This is a genomic window from Alteromonas sp. AMM-1, assembly GCF_047290655.1.
Taxonomy (GTDB): Bacteria; Pseudomonadota; Gammaproteobacteria; order Enterobacterales; family Alteromonadaceae; genus Alteromonas; species Alteromonas mangrovi.
In genome coordinates, this window is the sequence record NZ_JBLBUE010000071.1 from 1 (window position 1) to 16830 (window position 16830).

Genomic DNA, 16830 nt, shown 5'->3' on the forward strand with positions numbered 1-16830 from the left:
GAATGAGGACGTTACCTTTCGTTACAGTGCAACGCAAACGGTAACGGTTTATACGCAGAATGTTCCAACTGTGCGCCTTGCAATGCAACATATGTCTGAGCTGTTGGCAAAAGGGGTTGCGTTAAGCACCGAGAGTTATCAGGCCCGTACCGAGTTCATGTTCACCCGCCTCAATGAGGTAAAACCAGCCATGATTGAAGAGGCAACGGTAAACGCCAGGGAAGTGGCAGAGAAGTTTGCCAATGATTCAAACAGTACATTGGGCAAAATTAAACGCGCTAATCAAGGGCAGTTTTCAATATCTGAGCGCGACAGCCAGCATCCACATATCAAAATAGTGAGAGTGGTATCAACCATAGAATATACGCTGGTTGATTAACGATTGGGCGAGGCAATTATAGGTATGAAACCCCAACCCATGCTAAGCTATTTATAGTGAATGGCCTATGTAAGTGACTATGGCAGATCAACATCAACCAGCCCAGTTAGAGTTTTTTGCTTTGCAAAGCCCATGTATTGGCGTGTGCCAAAGTGGGCCAAAAGGGTTTTGTAAAGGGTGTTTCCGCTCACGGGAAGAGCGCCTGTATTGGTTGAAGGTTGATGATGCTACCCGCCGGGTGATCCTGGAAGCCTGTCAGCGGCGCAAGCGTTACGCGCAGCGTCGGCAATCGGGCGATCAGAACAGTATGCAGGATAACCTGACTGAGCAGGGCAGTTTGTTTTCCGATGACGTCGGTTAACGCTTTCTGACGGTAACCAACGCAGCCTGAGATTACCGGTTAAAAATCCCGGAAACTTTCAAATTCGCTGATATACTTATTTGAAAATTGAGAGGTTTTAGCATTAATGAACCAATATATCGAATACGCGACTCATTCATTCACCTTACCAGACATTTGCCTGCGTTTGCGCAATGTACTGGACGATCCCCGTTCAGATATGGACGACATCGCCGCGTTAATCAGTGTTGATCCTTCTCTGACAGCTAAAATCCTGCGTTTAGCAAACAGCGCTTTGTTTCGCTTTCCTTCGCAGGTAGATTCCATTACCAAAGCGGTAAGCGTAATCGGCGGTGAAGCGTTATATAATCTGGTGCTGGCAGAAACTGCGAATATTGCGTTTAAGCATTTTGATAATGAATGCCTGATGTTAGACGAGCACTGGCGACAATCGGTGTTTACTGGCATGGTGGCCAAGTATCTGGGCAAAGAACTTAATGTACGCGGCAGCGATCGCTTTTTTGTCATGGGGATCCTGCAAAACCTCAGCGAATTGGTGGTTGCCAAGAAAGACGCAAAGAAATACCAGGCCTACATGAAAGATGACCATCCGGGTACTCCCTGGGAGCGTCAGCAACAACATTTTGGCTTTTGTTTCAGTGAATGTAGTGGTGAGATAATGGAACGCTGGCGTTTGCCGATGCCGCTGTATTATCCGGTTAAGTTTGCACATAATCGGGTTAAATTGGCTAGCGACTTAGACGTGTCTTTGTTAACCTGTGCCATAAGGCTTACAACAACGCATTATCAGTGTGATAAATACGCAGATTTGGACATCATTACACCTGATATGACTCGTTTGTTGCCAATTGATGACGAAGTGCTGCAAAACGCCAAACTTTATGCACAAAAGGAAACCAATAAAGTGGCAATGTCTGTGATGTAGCACCAACAGGCACATAACAACAAATAAAACACTTTCAGATGGTACACCGAATTATTCTCAGTGCGCTGATCTCACTGATTTGTAGCAGTTTTTGCGCTAATGCTGCCGACAAAGATTTGATCAGAACGCTCTATCATGCCGATTTTGTTGAATACGATGAAGAGCCCAAAGACCGTTTCACGCTGGACGGGCAGCTGGGTATTATCTTTTCGTCGGGTAATACCAACGCTACGTCAATAAAAAGCAGCCTCAAATCCGAGCATGAAAACGACATGTTCGCCAATCAGTATTGGGTGGAGTTTTTGTATAAGCAGTCGGAAGTCGATAGTGACGAAGGCACTTTAAAGCAAACCACAGCCCAACGTTTGTATACGTATGTGCAATCTGATTACAAGCTCCGGGTAGAAAACCAGCGGTTGTTTGTGTACGGCGATTACGAAGACGATAGGTTCAACGGTTATGATCACCGCTCGTCAATAGCGGGAGGTTGGTCTCAGCAGGTTTGGCGTAACGAAATCAGCGATTTTCGGTTTTCAGTTGGGCCGGGTTACAGTTTCGCCAAGCTGGACTCAGGTGAAAAAGCAAAAAACATTCATGGTTTCATCGTTCGAGCGTCAGCCGAGTATCATTACATTTGGCCGACCGGGGCAAAATTGCGTCAGTTTGTGAGTACCGAGGCTGGTGAAGACAACATTAAATCCAGAACAGAAACCTCATTGTCGGCAAACTTGTTTGAATCACTGGCTTTAAAACTCTCTTTTATAATGCAGCACAACACCAATCCAACCAGCGACAATATGTCTTTAAATACTGAAACGTCAGTTGCCGTGGTGTATCGCTTTTTCTGATCACTTTCATTAGCAGTAAGAAGGTCTGAATAGATTCGTTGATTTTACATCGGTTTGCTTTAACATAACGTCATCTGGGTCTGTTTTCTGTCAGGCCTGTCAGGATTTGAGTCAATTTAGGATATCCCATGAAAAAACTACTCCTTGCCGCGGCTATTGCCACTGTTGCTTCGTCTGCAGTTGCTCAGGATGAAACTAAGCCTTTTACGATGGACGGTGAGTTTGGTCTCATTGTTACCACAGGTAATACCGAGACATCTTCTATGACAGCCGGTATTACTGCCCAGCAGGAATTTGAAAGCTGGTCGAATGATTACGCTATTGAAGGCCTGTATAAAGAAGAAACCGTTGAGGTTGATGGGGAAGAAGTTGAGCGTACATCTGCGCAAAAATTCTTTGCTTCTGCACAGGGTAACTACAAGTTAGACAATCCTGATCACCGTTTATTCGTGTTCTCGTCGTATGAAGACGACCGTTTAAGTAACTTCGCCTACCAGGCCACGGTAGCGGGTGGTTGGTCTCAAAAAGTCTGGAAAACCAAAAAGTCGGCATTTGAATACAGTATCGGTCCGGGTTATGCGTTTTCTGAAACACAAGACGGTGAAGATACCAGTAGCTTCATTGTTCGTGGCTCACTGGCCTATAAATGGTTTATTTCGGATACCGCTAAATTCACGCAAACACTGAGTACGGAAGTGGGTTCTGAAAACACCAAGTCACGTGCGGAATCAGCGTTAAGTGCCACTATTAGCGGCTCGCTGTCGATGAAGGTGTCATTGCGACTCGATCACAACAGCAAGGTTGCGTCGGATATTGAAAACCTGGATACCGAAACGGCGGTAACCTTGGTTTATAACTTCTTTTAAGTAGTGTAGTGCTAAGCTACGCTACGCAGGTAAAAATGCGTAGCAGCTTCAAAAGTTAATATAAAAAATCCCCGCTATGGCAACACAGCGGGGATTTTTTGTATCCGGATGCCATAACACCCGGATAGGCAGGTTTCGTAACTTAGTGCAGTACGCGAGTCTTAATGGTGCCTTTAATTGCAGAAAGTTCGTTAAGCGCTTCGTCAGCTTTGTCGGCTTCTACATCAATAACGACGTAACCAATTTCCGCACTGGTTTGCAGGTATTGCGCTTCAATATTGATGCCTTTTTCCGCAAACGCCTGGTTAATTTGTGTTAGCACACCCGGACGGTTTTCGTGAACGTGCAACAGACGTGAGCGTCCACCATGTTCAGGCAATGATACTTCAGGGAAGTTAACCGCAGACAGCGTAGAACCGTTATCGCTGTATTTAGCCAGTTTACCCGCTACTTCAATACCAATGTTTTGCTGTGCTTCCTGAGTGCTACCACCCACGTGCGGCGTTAAGATCACATTGTCGAACGCGCGTAGGGGCGACATAAACTCTTCATCGTTTGATTTTGGCTCAACCGGGAATACGTCAATAGCGGCACCACCAATGTGGCCAGACGCCATCGCCTCAGCCAGTGCGTCAATATCAACTACAGTGCCACGAGAGGCGTTGATGAAAATTGCGCCCGGTTTCATTTTAGCAAGCTGCGCTTTACCAATCATATTCTTGGTTTGTGGTGTTTCAGGCACATGCAATGACACTACATCAGACATCGCCAGCAGCTCGTCAATGGTTTTGATTTGTTCTGAGTTGCCCAGTACCAGCTTATCTTCGATATCGAAGAAGCGCACTTTCATGCCCAGGTGCTCTGCCAGAATCGAAAGCTGTGTACCAATGTGGCCGTAACCAATGATCCCCAGAGTTTTACCGCGGGCTTCGTATGAACCTACCGCTGATTTATCCCAACCACCGCGATGGGCCAGGGCGTTTTTCTCAGGGATACGACGCAGCAACAGGATAAGTTGTCCCAGTACTAATTCAGCAACCGAACGGGTATTGGAGAAGGGCGCGTTAAATACCGGGATACCGCGTGCCTTAGTAGCGGCCAGATCAACCTGATTGGTGCCGATACAGAAACAGCCGATGGCTACCAGTTTGCTGGCCGCCTCTACTACTTTCTCACTGATGTGCGTGCGCGAGCGAATACCAATAAAGTGAACATCTTTGATTTTTTCAATCAATTCGTCTTCCGGCAGAGACGTTTTCAGGTATTCAATGTTGGTGTAACCATTTGATTCAAGCGTTTCAACAGCACTTTTGTGCACGCCTTCCAGCAAAAGGATACGAATTTTGTCTTTAGAAAGTGAATATTTGCTCATTACATCGCTTCTCAGTCAGGGGTTAAGAGACATCTGGACGTCTATATGGTTAAAATAACACAAACTGTTCCAGCGGTGAAAGCGGTTTGTATAGTTCAGTTTGGAATAATATGCATTTATTTAACTTATAGGCCGGTTTTGCCTACCGACCCACAGGCAATCTTATCGGGTTACCACGCCATTGTTGGTTGCAACCAGCACAACATCGGCACCACGCAAAGCAAATATGCCGTTAGTTACGACGCCTGCTATGTTATTGATGGCTTTTTCCATTTCCCGAGGGTTCACAATCGACAAATTGTGTACATCCAGGATCACGTTTCCGTTATCGGTAACCACGCCTTCGCGGTAAACAGGATCGCCGCCCAGTTTTACCAGTTCACGGGCAACATAGGAGCGTGCCATAGGGATCACCTCAACGGGCAATGGGAACTTGCCTAACACGCCCACTTCTTTGCTATCGTCTACAATACACACGAAGGTTTTTGCTACCGCAGACACAATTTTTTCCTGAGTCAGGGCGGCGCCGCCACCTTTAATCATGTGTTTATGTTCGGTGACTTCGTCGGCGCCATCCACATAAATAGAAAGCTGATCGACGCTGTTTAAATCGAATACTTCAATACCCAGTGCTTTTAGGCGCTCTGTGGAAGCAACGGAACTCGACACTGCACCGGTTATAGTGTGTTTAATGTCGGCCAGTGCGTCGATGAAATGATTTACTGTTGAGCCTGTTCCTACGCCAATTATGGTGTCTGGTTCAACGTATTTAAGGGCTGCACGGCCTACGGCCTGCTTTTTCGCATTTTGATCCATAGTGGTTCCCGCCTGAAAATGAGGCGTTATTTTAGCGAAACTGCAGGATCATTACACAACTATTGTATTTTTTTTAGCGTTCAATGCATTGTGTAGGCGTGATGATGACATCCAGCGGAATATCCCAGGCTTCAATGGGTAATTGGTCAACCTGCTGGCAGTCGTGTGCTACCCCAATTAAAAGCGGTCTTCTGGCGCTGTTGGTGGTATTCATGGACACGTTTTTCAGTGGTGCCAGGGTGCGATCGTAAAATCCGCCCCCCATGCCCAGCCTGTTTCCCTGGGCGTCGAATCCCACCAGTGGCATTAGCAGGCAATCGTGACTGAGCAGTTCAACGATTTTGGTGCTGTTTAATGCGGGTTCTTCAATGCCAAATTTATTTTTGGTCATCACCGTGTTGCAATCGAATTGTTGAAACAACAAGTGCTTACCCGAGAACGGGTGGATAACGGGCAGCGATGTGGCTATGCCCTTTGAATGACACCATGAAAGTGTGGGAGATAAATCTATTTCGCCATCGCTGGCCAGATAACCGGCCAATTGTTTGGTACTGGCGGGCAGAAAGTGACTCAATTGTTGCTGCAAGGCTGCCGCAGCGTGTTGCTGTTCGCTGGAACATAACGCCCGGCGAGCCTGGCGCAACGCTTTACGGAGAGTTTGGCGATTGATGTGCATGTGAACGGTACAGTTAACACTCGGTGCAGCGATATTGTGCGCTGTGAACAGATATTCACAGCGCAGCGCTGTTACAGAGCGTAAGTATCTACGAATAGCTGGAATAGGCGTTCGTGATCGACTCCCGTGGCAGCTTGCACGGTTTTCGCTTCAGTCCACAGCGGGCTGGCTGTACTGCCAAACGGTGCAACAATGGTTTGACCGCGGTTTAGCTCATCGGTGGACACGCGGATATTGCCTTGTGTGAATTCAAACAGATCCGGCTGAACCAAGTGAGCCAGCGGGAACGCGTCGTGGAAGTAACACACTTTTTCCTCACGGCCTTTGGAATAAAACTCAATGTAAAACTGAGCGGCTTTTTGTACGAAGCCACCCATTGTTGGGTTTTTCTGGGCCAGTACGTCTACAAATGTTGGGTCGGTAGGCGCAAACAAGGTAACGTCCAGACCAAACATTTTCACTTCCCAATCGGCTGAAAACACGATGTCTGCAGCATGGGCGTCATTCCAAATATTCGCTTCGGCTACCGGGGTTACGTTGCCCGGCACAAACGCCGCGCCACCCATAATACTGATGCCTTTTACCAGCTTCGGCAGATTCGGCTCCAGGCGGAGCGCAAGGGCGATGTTGCCTAATGGACCAATGGCCACCAGCGTAATTTCCCCTGGATGTTTACGTGCCATTTCAACAATGAACTCTGCTGAACTACGCGGATCAACTTCACGGGTAGACGGCGGGAAGCCTATATTGCCAAAACCATCATCACCATGCACAAAATGTGCGTATCCTGACTCAGGGCCAACCCACGGCATACCAACACCTTCGGTAACCGGGATATCCTGACGACCTGCAACGTCGCACAGCGTTAATGCGTTGCGTGCTGCCATGCTTACCGGAATATTGCCGTATACAGTGGTAAGTCCAACTACTTCAATAGCGGGTGACTGTAAGGCAAAAAAGATTGCCATTGCATCATCGATGCCCGGATCCGTGTCGATAATAATTTTGTGGGTCATTGTTATAAGTTCCTAAATTCTGTTTGTCCGTTAGCTGCCGTGTTTTGCCAAAAAGCGATCGACTTCTGCACGTTTGGGAATAGATTGCGCTGCGCCCTCGCGGGTTACTGAGATGGCAGATGCTGCGCAGGCGCGTCTTAATGCTTGTTTAGCATCTGCATGCTGACTGTAGGCTGCCAGGAAGTAACCAATAAAGGTGTCGCCAGCGGCAGTGGTATCCACTGCGTCAACCACAAATGCATCAACCTGCAGGGTGTCGTGTTTTCTTAACATCATCACACCGGCTTTACCCAATGTAATAATCACCTCGGCATGTGCCCAATGGGTTTTAAAGTGGCTTACTATGTCGTCGAGTGCCGTTTCACCTGACAGGGCGGCGGCTTCCACTTCGTTTACAATCAGTAAATCAATGCAGTCAAATGGCAACGACTTTACCGACTCGCTCATGGGAGCTGGGTTAAACGCCACTTTCAGATGTTTTTCGTGGGCCAGACGCAAGATTTCTTCAAGGCAACTGGTTTCGTTTTGAGTCAGTACCCAGTCAGCACTTTTGGTTTTGTCCAAAGCGCGCATTACGTCTTTTTCAGTGATTTCCTGATTTGCGCCACCAAACAGCACAATGGCGTTTTCACCCGATGGGGTAACCTGAATAATGGCATGACCCGATGGCGTTTCGGTGCATTGCAGATGCTGACAGTCGATTTCGTGCTTAATTAGCGTTTGCTTAAAGCTCACATCTGACTGATTGATTTTACCTACATGGCGAACTTCGGCACCGGCCGCAGCCAGGGCAATGGATTGGTTAGCGCCTTTGCCACCGAGCAACTGCTGATAACCTTTTGAGGCAAGTGTTTCACCGGGCGCTACGAAATGGTCTACCTGATAAACATGATCAATATTTATCGAGCCAAAATTTATTATTGCCATTCTTGTATCCGTCGATAAATGGCGCTTCCCAGAGTGCCGCTGTCTATTGTTCGCCCGTGAACCGAAATGTTCAGGGCGGAAGCATCTTTACAACCGTAGGCTTCTCGGTACGAGCCGAGCCTGCACAATAGCCATAAGTCAACTTCCTAAGATTAAAGCATCGGCCAGGGACATGAATAGACTGGCAAACACCCCAGGAAACATTGTTGTATGCGTCGCGAAAGGGCGATTAGTTTACCCCCTCTTCGTTGGGTTGCAAGCGATTCCTTGCATAGGCGTTCAAATAGACACCCAGCGCATGATCATAGTGTAAACAACGCTCAACTGCCAGCCCCTGCGTTGAAAAAACCTGACCAAATGGTTAGGTAATTGACTGGCTGGCAAACACACTATGCAATTTTGGCAATAATCCGGCGGTTTTGGTAGTATCTGCTGAAAATTCTCAGGACAGTGCAAGCGTGAATAAAACAGCAGATTTCGATTCGGTAACCCAATGTTTAGCCAATCACGACATGGTAGTGGACGGTGCAGAGATACACGGCATGATGTGCGGTATGCTCAGTGGGGGTATGTCACTTAGTGAACAGCAATGGCTTGCGGTGTTGCAGGATACGATGAACCAGGGGCAAACCCTTGAAAAGCCAGTGGTGGAATGCCTGCAGGCACTTTTTAATCAAACCTGTCAGTCGTTGGTTGACGGGCAATATAGTTTAACGTTGTTACTGCCTGATGATAGCAGCCCTATTAACGATCGGGGGTTGGCGCTGATTAACTGGGTACAGGGATTTATGGCCGGATTTGGTTTATACCAGCAAAAGTTAAGCAACTGTTCGGAAGATGTACGCGAAGTGCTGGAAGATTTTTCTGATATCGCACGCATGGAAGAGCCCATGAGTGACGATGAAGAATCGGAGCAAGCGCTATTTGAAGTGATTGAATACGTAAAAATTTCAGCGTTATTGTGTTTCAATGAATTAGGGCAGTCGCTGCTCGACGACCAACAAGATACGCCGTCAGTTCATTAGGATTTTGCGCAATATGATCACTCTTAAGCAATACCGGCAACGCCAGTCGAGATTGTTAGCACAACTGCCTCAAAATAGTGTATGCGTGATCCCAGGTGCCGACTTGCTTACCCGCAGTCGCGACACTGAGTTTGGCTTTCGCCAGCACAGTGACTTTTGGTATTTAACCGGCTTCAATGAACCGCAAGCCTGGTTGCTGTTGTCGAATCATCCCAGATTTGACGGTGATTACAGAGCATTGGTGTGTTTACCCAGGGATCCTGATATGGAGATTTGGCATGGCCGACGGGTAGGCCCGGAACTCGCCGTAAGTGAATGGGGCTATGACGAAGCCTATTCCAGCGAATCGCTGATAGAAGTGCTGACAGACTGGCTCGATGATCACGATAACGTGTATTTTCCGCAAGGCGAGTACGCCCAGGCTGATGATGCTGTTTTTGAGGCGCTCTCCAACCTGCGCAGCCGGCCAAAGCAATGCAGAGCTCCTTCGGCTATAGTGGATTGCCGCCCGCTAATTCACAACATGCGCTTGCTTAAATCCGCAGATGAGATTGCCGTTATGCGAACGGCGGCCGATATATCCGCTCGCGCACATTGCCGTGCGATGAAATTCGCCCGTCCTGGTTGTTATGAGTATCAACTCGAAGCTGAAATACATCATGAGTTTGCAATGGCCGGCGCGCGCTATCCAGCGTACGGCACTATTGTAGGCGGTGGCGAAAATGCCTGCATTCTGCATTATACCGAGAATCAGGATACCGTTGCCGACGGAAGTTTGATCCTGATCGATGCGGGCGCCGAATATAATGGTTATGCTGCCGACATAACCCGAACCTTCCCGGTAAACGGTAAATTTAGCCCCGCGCAGGCAAAGCTATATCAACTGGTACTGGATGCTCAGTTGCTGGCCATTGAACATTTAGTGCCTGGTGCGACATTGCCCGACGTAACGAACAAAGTAGTCAAAATGCTGACCACGGGTTTGTGCGAACTGGGATTATTGAACGAATCCGTTGACTCCGCGCTGGAAAATAAAAGATGGAGGCGATTTTTTATGCATGGCCTTGGGCATTATTTGGGGTTAGATGTGCATGATGTGGGTGAATATAGCCAGCATGGCCACCCCAAACCACTGGAAGCCGGTATGGTCATCACGGTTGAACCTGGTTTGTACATACCCAATGAGCCGGATGTTGCTGCTGAATTCCGTGGCACGGGTATTCGTATTGAAGATAATCTGGTGATCACCTCAACCGGTAATGACGTGATTACTGCCGGTGTGCCGAAAACCATTGAAGACATTGAAGCCCTGATGGAGCAATAACGACAGGTGGATACAACAGATATTCTAATAGTAGGTGGTGGGGCGGTAGGATGTACCCTTGCTACCGGTCTGCTTCAGTCGACTGACTATACAGTTTGTCTGGTGGATGCCAATGCATTAGCGAAAGATAACTTATCAACGCCGGGATTCGACGCGCGGGTGATTGCGCTTGCACAACGCACAGTTGATGCGTTGTTAGATATGGGGATTGAACTTAACAGCACTGCCTGCCCGTCTACACCCATTGAGCATATTGTTGTGTCAGACAGGGGGTTTCTGGGCAAAACGCATTTGCATGCCAGCGAACATCAACTTGATAGCTTCGGCCAGGTAGTGAGTATTCAAACACTGGGTGCACAAGTGTTGCCCAAACCACAAACGCGTTTTCGATTGATTGACGAAGTGACTGTCACAAACGCAACACAAACAACCGATGCAGTGATTGTGGCGCTCAGTAACGGCCAACAAATGAAAACCCGATTGTTAGTGCTGGCCGATGGTGGTCGTAGCCCGGTTGCCGGTTCTTTGGGGGTTAGCCGATCTCAGCGCGATTACGGACAAACTGCCATTATTACCAATATTGAAATGAGCCAGCCGCATTTGAACTGGGCTCACGAACGGTTTACCGAGCATGGCCCTTTAGCCCTGTTGCCCTTTGCTACGGCACCGGGTAGCAATGACTCAGGTGCAGGCTATTCGGTGGTATGGACACTGTCCCATGCTGAGGCAGACCACGCATTGCTTTGGGATGAGAACGCATTTACAGACCGTTTGCAGCAGGCGATAGGGTATCGGCATGGTTATATTGTAAAAACCGGCGAGCGTTCTGCTTATCCGTTGTCGTTGCAACAAACGGATGATTGCGTACGTCATCGCACTGTTGTTGTAGGTAATGGCGCTCAGGCATTACACCCCATAGCCGGTCAGGGTTTTAATCTCGGCTTACGCGACGTTATAGATTTAGTGGCTGTATTGAAAGCGCAGGTTGATCCCGGGGCCTTCGCGGTACTTAACCAGTATCGAAAAGAGCGCGAGGCAGACAAACTAGCCACGATAGGATTAACTGACGGCTTGGTAACGGTATTTTCTAATCATTACTGGCCCTTGGTTGTGGGCAGGAATATAGGCTTACTGGCAATGAATTATTGTCAGTCACTGGCCACACACTTCGTGCGTCAAACCACCGGGTTTGGACCAGCAACGCGCCCATTTAGGCATTAGGACAGGAAAAAGCATATGTATCAGGCGGATATTGCTATTGTGGGAGCCGGAATGGTGGGGCTGGCATTAGCCAGGGCGCTGAAAGACGTTCCCGTTTCCATTGTGTTGATTGATACGTCATCTATTCAAAAGCCGCTGTCTGACGATCCTGAATTACGGGTTTCGGCAATCAATGCAGCTAATCAGCAGGCACTGAGTGATTTGGGCGCATGGCAAGCACTGCCTGAAGCGCGATTAAGCCCATACACCAGTATGCAAGTATGGGATCAGGACAGTTTTGGGCACATTGCATTTAGTTGTGAAGAACTGGGAGCGCAAAGTCTTGGTCATATTGTAGAGAATCAGGCGCTGGTGAATGCGTTGTACGGCAAAGTGATTGGGCAGTCGAATGTAACCACCTTGCCATCGGTACAGATCACTAAAGTACTGGCCGGTAAATCTGAAACCATGCTGATGCTGAATAACGACGAGGTTGTTTCGTGCCGGTTAGTGGTTGGGGCTGATGGTGCCAATTCAGCGATTCGTCAACACGCGAATTTTCCGCTCACGTTCAGGGACTACGGGCATACGGCTATTGTGGCCACTATACGCACAGCATTGCCGCACGCTCAGGTTGCCCGGCAGGTATTCACACCCAGCGGCCCACTAGCACTGTTACCCTTGCGCGATCCGCATTTGTGCTCAATAGTGTGGTCGCAAACCAGTGATACCGCACAGGCACTGCTTGCGCAGCAAAATAGTGAATTTGCCAAAGGTTTGCAGGTAGCCATGAATGGTGAAGTAGGGAAAATCGAAGTGCACAGCGCCCGAATACATTTTCCACTTACCATGCGGTATGCCCGGCAATGGTTGAGCGATGGACTAGTGATCATTGGGGATGCGGCACACACCATTCATCCGCTTGCAGGGCAAGGGGCCAATCTGGGATTGCAGGATGCATTTGCATTGGCTGAGCGTATCGGGCAGTTAGTGAATAACGAACAGCCGTTCTATCAGGCGCGTTTCCTGCGCCCATTCGAGCGCGCTCGTAAAGCGGAAGCGGTAAAAATGATTGCAGCCATGGAAGGGTTTAAACAGTTATTCGGCGGCGATAACCCGGTGAAAAAGCTGATCCGTGGGGTAGGGATGAGCACAGCGAATGCGTTACCTGGCCTCAAGCAAAAATTCATTACCCAGGCCATGGGCTGGTAACGTATTTCATAAGACCAGTACCATTGCACCGCGGCCAGTATCGTCTTACAGTAGGTTGGTCTGTTTGACCAAGGTACTGACAAGAATGAAAAAGTTAGCCAGTTTGTTGAGCGTGCTGTTAATTGCAACCTACGGTGCGCTTGCGACGCCAGCCAACGCTGCCCCGTCGGACGATCCTTATTCCACTTTGCTTTCGTTGAGAGAGCGGGCTCGTCTCTACGATGAGATCCTGTCAAAACGGGTAACGCAATTGTTACCTGAATTAATGCAGCGCACCCAAATTGACATGTGGATCTTAATCAGTCGTGAATACAATGAAGATCCGGTGATTAAAACACTGCTACCCGCTAATTGGCTGCAAAGAGCCAGACGAACCACCATTTTAGTGATCACCCTGGAAGGCGACAATAAGATAGGGACTTACGCTATTGCGCCGTATAAAGTGGGTGACCTGTTTGAACGCGCCTGGGATAAAGCGATTCAGCCCGACCAATGGCAGGCACTCAGTGATTTTATTGCGCGCCACGATCCAAAACAGATTGCGGTAAACCAATCGGAAATTTGGGCCCATGCCGATGGGATTACCCTCACGGAACACCGCAAATTAATGGATGCGCTGCCTAAGAAATATCAAAAACGGGTAGTGTCTGCGGAGCCGCTGGCCGTTGGCTGGCTGGAAACGCGTATTCCCGAAGAGGTGTCACTACTGAAATCTATGGTGGCGGTAGCGCATGCCATCATTGCCGAAGGATTTTCAGAGAAAGTGGTTACGCCCGGTGTAACTACCACCGATGATATTGTGTGGTGGTTCCGGGAAAAAGTGGCTTCGCTCAAACTGGATACCTGGTTTCATCCATCGGTATCTATTCAGCGCAGCGATGCCAAAACGTTTGATCATGAAAGTAGTTTTACCGCAGGGTATGGCGAGCAAACGGTGATCCCCGGTGATTTGCTTCACGTGGATTTTGGCATTACGTATATGGGGCTTAACACCGATACTCAGCAACATGCCTACGTGCTCAAACCAGGCGAACGTCAGCCACCGGAGTACTTAATAAATGCGTTAAGCAAAGCCAATCATTTGCAGGATATCTTTACCAGCAATTTTGTTGCCGGCAGAACGGGTAATGAAGTGCTTGCAATGAGTCTGACACAAGCCAAAGCACAAGGTTTGCAACCTACTATTTATACTCATCCGTTGGGCTTGCATGGGCATGCCGCTGGCACCACTTTAGGCATGTGGGATAAGCAAGGCGGTGTTCCTGGTGATGGCGACTATCCGTTGCACCTGAATACGGCGTACAGCATAGAGTTAAATAACGCTATCGATATAGAGGCATGGGATAAAAGTATCCGCATTATGCTGGAAGAAGATGCCTTTTTTGACAACAGTGGCGTGTGGTATTTCAACGGACGGCAACGCGCATTGCACGTGATCCCGTCACAATCTACCTTTTCACATCGGTTCTAACATGAATAAAAGAGACTTTATAAAGTTCAGCGGCCTGGCTACAGCAGGATTACTTACCGGTAACGCTTGGGCAGATGCGAACGCTAGTGCACCAAAAGGTTCCCCAACTGGTTCTCCCGAAGGGACACTCACTTCCGGTCTTGATGCGTTAACTTCCATGACCGGTGACGTGATACCGATTAGCAGGGAAGAACGCCTGACAAGAATTGCTAACGCTCAGGCAATTATGGCTAAACAGAATATAGATGCCATCGTGCTGGAACCTGGCGCTGCGATGGTGTATTTCTCTGGTATTCAGTGGTGGCGCAGTGAGCGGTTAACGGCTATGGTGATCCCTAAAACAGGCGACGTTGCGGTAGTTTGCCCGTTCTTTGAAGAGCCCAGTATTCGTGAATCATTGCAAGTGGGTGAAGATGTGCGGGTGTGGCAGGAACACGAAAGCCCGTTTGCGCAGGTAGTGGCCATTCTCAACGATCGCGGTATTCCCTCTGGTCGCGTGGGTTTTGAGCACAGCGTACGTTTTTTTGTGAGCCAGGGAATTGTAGAGGCGAATCCAAAGTTTGTAGCCGTTAGTGCTGAGCCAGTAACTCGCGGCTGCCGGATGTATAAAACAGCCCATGAACTTGCGCTGATGCATCGCGCTAATGCGATCACGTTAACTGCCTATCAGTTTGTTTATGGGCAGTTACGGGAAGGTATGTCGCAAGGGGAAGTTAAAAGCCTGATGAACAGCGCTATGTCTGCGCTGGGCGGTGAACAACCCTGGAGTCTGGCGTTGTTTAATGAAGCCAGCGCTTATCCTCACGGCACGAGACAGTCACAAGTGATCGGCAAAGGATCTGTGGTATTAATGGATTGCGGTTGCGCAGTGCAAGGGTATCAGGCAGATATTAGCCGCACCTTTGTGTTTGGTGAGCCGTCGGTTAAACAGCAGAAAATCTGGAATATTGTGCGAGAAGGTCAGCGTGTGGCCATGGCTGCTGCAAAAGTAGGTACATCAGCCGGAGCGGTGGATGACGCCGTGCGGGCTTATTATCTTAAAGAAGGTTACGGGCCTGATTACACCTTGCCTGGGCTATCGCATCGCACTGGCCATGGTATCGGGATGGAAGGGCACGAGAGCGTGAATTTTGTGCGCGGCGAGAGCACACCACTCAATCCTGGCATGTGTTTCTCCAATGAGCCGGGTATTTATATTCCTGGGGAATTTGGTGTGCGCTTGGAAGACTGTTTGTACATCACTTCAAAAGGTCCGGTGTGGTTTACGGAGCCCCCAACGTCACTGAGTGAGCCTTTGGGTAAGATAGTTCCACTTCAAACTTTGTAGCGCAGTGTGAATGGCCGGGTATTGGTATTGAATACCCGGCGCCTGATTATCGCAGGTAATCTTCATCGATAACGATTTGATCATAAATTGAGCCTAAAGGAGCAATTGGGGCAGGCATCGGGATTACGGGGTAGCCATCCGAAAGAGGGGCAAAGCCGCCCTGCACCTGGTTCATTGATTGTTCATTTAATTCAGCTAGTTTTGATTCAGTCATCTTTCTCTCCAATTTAGTTAGTCCATGACTGCTCTTAAATGGTGGGTTGTGAGCAGTGTTTGTACTTTAACGAAAGAATAAAACGATGTTAGCTGGCCGCAGGGCGTGAAAACAGCCAGTTCTGTTAACAGGAAAAGAGACACTCACTTTTCACATCAGATATTAATCCGCAATCGCAAAAGTGACAGTCACTTTATATGGTCACTTTATATGTGGGTATTTTGTTGATGTGAAACGTCTCATGAATAAGTAAGCGTCCGTTCGGCAATCCGTTCGGCAATCCATTCGGCAATCCATCCCTTTACTGCTGGGCTCGCAATCGGTGCACAATAAAGTTTGCCATGGTTTCGCTTACTATGGGATGTTGGTTCGACAACTGAAACAAACAGATATTGATTGTTCCGAGTTTGGGCAAGTTACGGTGGTTCAGAACTTGTAAGTTGGCTGGCATACTGGACTTAGCCAGCGCCGTGATCCCCAGCCCTTGCTGAATAGCAGCAACCAGGCCTGTAAGGTCGGCATTGGTATAAGTAATTTTCCAGGCGGTAGTTTGCTGTTTTAAATGGGTTATTACACGGCTGCGGTAAATACAGCCATCGGGTGCCAGCACCAAAGAAATAGCATCCATGTTGGCAGGATGCAGCGGGTCGCCCACCCATACCATTTCATCTTCGAGCACCAGTTCACCTTCGGTTTGCTGATCCGGATTTACCAATGCCAGTATCAAATCAAATTCTTTGCGTCTTGAAGGATGCAACAGCTCCCGGCTTAGCGCCGAGGTGACTTCCAGAGATACGTCCGGGTAGCGTTTAGAAAATTCACCAATTAAACCAGGCAACAGGGTAGATGCAAACTCATTGGGGATCCCTAA

General features: G+C 48.5%; 18 protein-coding genes and 1 other RNA gene. 11 read left to right on the forward strand and 8 right to left on the reverse strand.

Annotation, left to right across the window (positions count from 1 at the left end):
- The 5 genes from ACLR2L_RS12095 to ACLR2L_RS12115 form a co-directional block, all read left to right on the forward strand.
- The coding region (locus ACLR2L_RS12095; RefSeq protein ID WP_413368472.1) for an SIMPL domain-containing protein at nt 1-379 on the forward strand (379 nt) is incomplete at its 5' end.
- Nucleotides 380-458: 79 nt separating this feature from the next.
- Nucleotides 459-740, forward strand: coding sequence for a DUF1289 domain-containing protein (locus ACLR2L_RS12100; protein ID WP_140956354.1), 282 nt, complete (start codon nt 459-461; stop codon nt 738-740).
- Between the two features lie 106 nt (nt 741-846).
- Complete coding sequence (locus ACLR2L_RS12105; protein ID WP_413368473.1) at nt 847-1665, forward strand: HDOD domain-containing protein; 819 nt, start codon at nt 847-849, stop codon at nt 1663-1665.
- Nucleotides 1666-1703: 38 nt separating this feature from the next.
- On the forward strand, nt 1704-2513 hold the full coding sequence (locus tag ACLR2L_RS12110; protein WP_140956352.1) for a YdiY family protein: 810 nt from the start codon (nt 1704-1706) through the stop codon (nt 2511-2513).
- A gap of 128 nt (nt 2514-2641) precedes the next feature.
- Complete coding sequence (locus ACLR2L_RS12115; RefSeq protein WP_413368474.1) at nt 2642-3379, forward strand: YdiY family protein; 738 nt, start codon at nt 2642-2644, stop codon at nt 3377-3379.
- 142 nt (nt 3380-3521) lie between these two features.
- Here ACLR2L_RS12115 and serA read toward each other — a convergent pair whose 3' ends face one another.
- The 6 genes from serA to ssrS form a co-directional block, all read right to left on the reverse strand.
- The gene (serA, locus tag ACLR2L_RS12120; protein WP_140956350.1) at nt 3522-4751 is read right to left on the reverse strand and encodes a phosphoglycerate dehydrogenase; all 1230 of its coding nucleotides are present in this window, start codon (nt 4749-4751) and stop codon (nt 3522-3524) included.
- Nucleotides 4752-4913: 162 nt separating this feature from the next.
- Nucleotides 4914-5567 carry a ribose-5-phosphate isomerase RpiA gene (rpiA, locus tag ACLR2L_RS12125; RefSeq protein WP_140956349.1) on the reverse strand — a complete coding sequence of 218 codons (654 nt, stop codon included), beginning with the start codon at nt 5565-5567 and terminating at the stop codon, nt 4914-4916.
- A gap of 73 nt (nt 5568-5640) precedes the next feature.
- Complete coding sequence (locus tag ACLR2L_RS12130) at nt 5641-6243, reverse strand: 5-formyltetrahydrofolate cyclo-ligase (RefSeq protein ID WP_413368475.1); 603 nt, start codon at nt 6241-6243, stop codon at nt 5641-5643.
- A 71-nt stretch (nt 6244-6314) separates the two neighbouring features.
- Nucleotides 6315-7259 carry a nucleoside hydrolase gene (locus ACLR2L_RS12135; protein ID WP_140956347.1) on the reverse strand — a complete coding sequence of 315 codons (945 nt, stop codon included), beginning with the start codon at nt 7257-7259 and terminating at the stop codon, nt 6315-6317.
- A 30-nt stretch (nt 7260-7289) separates the two neighbouring features.
- Nucleotides 7290-8186, reverse strand: a complete 897-nt coding sequence (locus ACLR2L_RS12140) for a ribokinase (RefSeq protein ID WP_413368476.1) — start codon at nt 8184-8186, stop codon at nt 7290-7292.
- A 21-nt stretch (nt 8187-8207) separates the two neighbouring features.
- A non-coding RNA gene (ssrS, locus tag ACLR2L_RS12145) (6S RNA) lies at nt 8208-8389 on the reverse strand.
- A gap of 255 nt (nt 8390-8644) precedes the next feature.
- Here ssrS and ACLR2L_RS12150 point away from each other — a divergent pair.
- From ACLR2L_RS12150 to ACLR2L_RS12175, 6 genes are all read left to right on the forward strand, one after another.
- The gene (locus tag ACLR2L_RS12150; RefSeq protein WP_413368477.1) at nt 8645-9211 is read left to right on the forward strand and encodes a UPF0149 family protein; all 567 of its coding nucleotides are present in this window, start codon (nt 8645-8647) and stop codon (nt 9209-9211) included.
- Between the two features lie 13 nt (nt 9212-9224).
- Nucleotides 9225-10535, forward strand: coding sequence for a Xaa-Pro aminopeptidase (pepP, locus tag ACLR2L_RS12155; protein ID WP_413368478.1), 1311 nt, complete (start codon nt 9225-9227; stop codon nt 10533-10535).
- Nucleotides 10536-10541: 6 nt separating this feature from the next.
- Nucleotides 10542-11756 carry a 2-octaprenyl-6-methoxyphenyl hydroxylase gene (gene ubiH / locus ACLR2L_RS12160; RefSeq protein WP_413368479.1) on the forward strand — a complete coding sequence of 405 codons (1215 nt, stop codon included), beginning with the start codon at nt 10542-10544 and terminating at the stop codon, nt 11754-11756.
- A 15-nt stretch (nt 11757-11771) separates the two neighbouring features.
- On the forward strand, nt 11772-12947 hold the full coding sequence (locus ACLR2L_RS12165) for an FAD-dependent monooxygenase (RefSeq protein ID WP_413368480.1): 1176 nt from the start codon (nt 11772-11774) through the stop codon (nt 12945-12947).
- An 85-nt stretch (nt 12948-13032) separates the two neighbouring features.
- Nucleotides 13033-14418, forward strand: a complete 1386-nt coding sequence (locus tag ACLR2L_RS12170; protein WP_413368481.1) for a M24 family metallopeptidase — start codon at nt 13033-13035, stop codon at nt 14416-14418.
- 1 nt (nt 14419) lies between these two features.
- Nucleotides 14420-15745: a M24 family metallopeptidase gene (locus tag ACLR2L_RS12175; RefSeq protein WP_413368482.1), complete on the forward strand. Its 1326-nt coding sequence runs from the start codon at nt 14420-14422 to the stop codon at nt 15743-15745.
- 46 nt (nt 15746-15791) lie between these two features.
- Here ACLR2L_RS12175 and ACLR2L_RS12180 read toward each other — a convergent pair whose 3' ends face one another.
- Entirely contained in the window at nt 15792-15959 is a 168-nt protein-coding gene (locus ACLR2L_RS12180) for a hypothetical protein (RefSeq protein ID WP_413368483.1), read from the reverse strand.
- A 301-nt stretch (nt 15960-16260) separates the two neighbouring features.
- A partial coding sequence (locus tag ACLR2L_RS12185; RefSeq protein ID WP_413368484.1) for a LysR substrate-binding domain-containing protein occupies nt 16261-16830 on the reverse strand: 570 nt, incomplete at its 5' end.

Excerpts from the sequence above, each read along its gene's own strand:
- ACLR2L_RS12100 (WP_140956354.1), top strand. The coding sequence starts at position 459 with ATGGCAGATCAACATCAACCAGCCCAGTTAGAGTTTTTTGCTTTGCAA.
- ACLR2L_RS12105 (WP_413368473.1), top strand. The coding sequence starts at position 847 with ATGAACCAATATATCGAATACGCGACTCATTCATTCACCTTACCAGAC.
- ACLR2L_RS12110 (WP_140956352.1), top strand. The coding sequence starts at position 1,704 with ATGGTACACCGAATTATTCTCAGTGCGCTGATCTCACTGATTTGTAGC.
- ACLR2L_RS12115 (WP_413368474.1), top strand. The coding sequence starts at position 2,642 with ATGAAAAAACTACTCCTTGCCGCGGCTATTGCCACTGTTGCTTCGTCT.
- serA (WP_140956350.1), bottom strand. The coding sequence starts at position 4,751 with ATGAGCAAATATTCACTTTCTAAAGACAAAATTCGTATCCTTTTGCTG.
- rpiA (WP_140956349.1), bottom strand. The coding sequence starts at position 5,567 with ATGGATCAAAATGCGAAAAAGCAGGCCGTAGGCCGTGCAGCCCTTAAA.
- ACLR2L_RS12130 (WP_413368475.1), bottom strand. The coding sequence starts at position 6,243 with ATGCACATCAATCGCCAAACTCTCCGTAAAGCGTTGCGCCAGGCTCGC.
- ACLR2L_RS12135 (WP_140956347.1), bottom strand. The coding sequence starts at position 7,259 with ATGACCCACAAAATTATTATCGACACGGATCCGGGCATCGATGATGCA.
- ACLR2L_RS12140 (WP_413368476.1), bottom strand. The coding sequence starts at position 8,186 with ATGGCAATAATAAATTTTGGCTCGATAAATATTGATCATGTTTATCAG.
- pepP (WP_413368478.1), top strand. The coding sequence starts at position 9,225 with ATGATCACTCTTAAGCAATACCGGCAACGCCAGTCGAGATTGTTAGCA.
- ACLR2L_RS12165 (WP_413368480.1), top strand. The coding sequence starts at position 11,772 with ATGTATCAGGCGGATATTGCTATTGTGGGAGCCGGAATGGTGGGGCTG.
- ACLR2L_RS12170 (WP_413368481.1), top strand. The coding sequence starts at position 13,033 with ATGAAAAAGTTAGCCAGTTTGTTGAGCGTGCTGTTAATTGCAACCTAC.
- ACLR2L_RS12175 (WP_413368482.1), top strand. The coding sequence starts at position 14,420 with ATGAATAAAAGAGACTTTATAAAGTTCAGCGGCCTGGCTACAGCAGGA.
- ACLR2L_RS12180 (WP_413368483.1), bottom strand. The coding sequence starts at position 15,959 with ATGACTGAATCAAAACTAGCTGAATTAAATGAACAATCAATGAACCAG.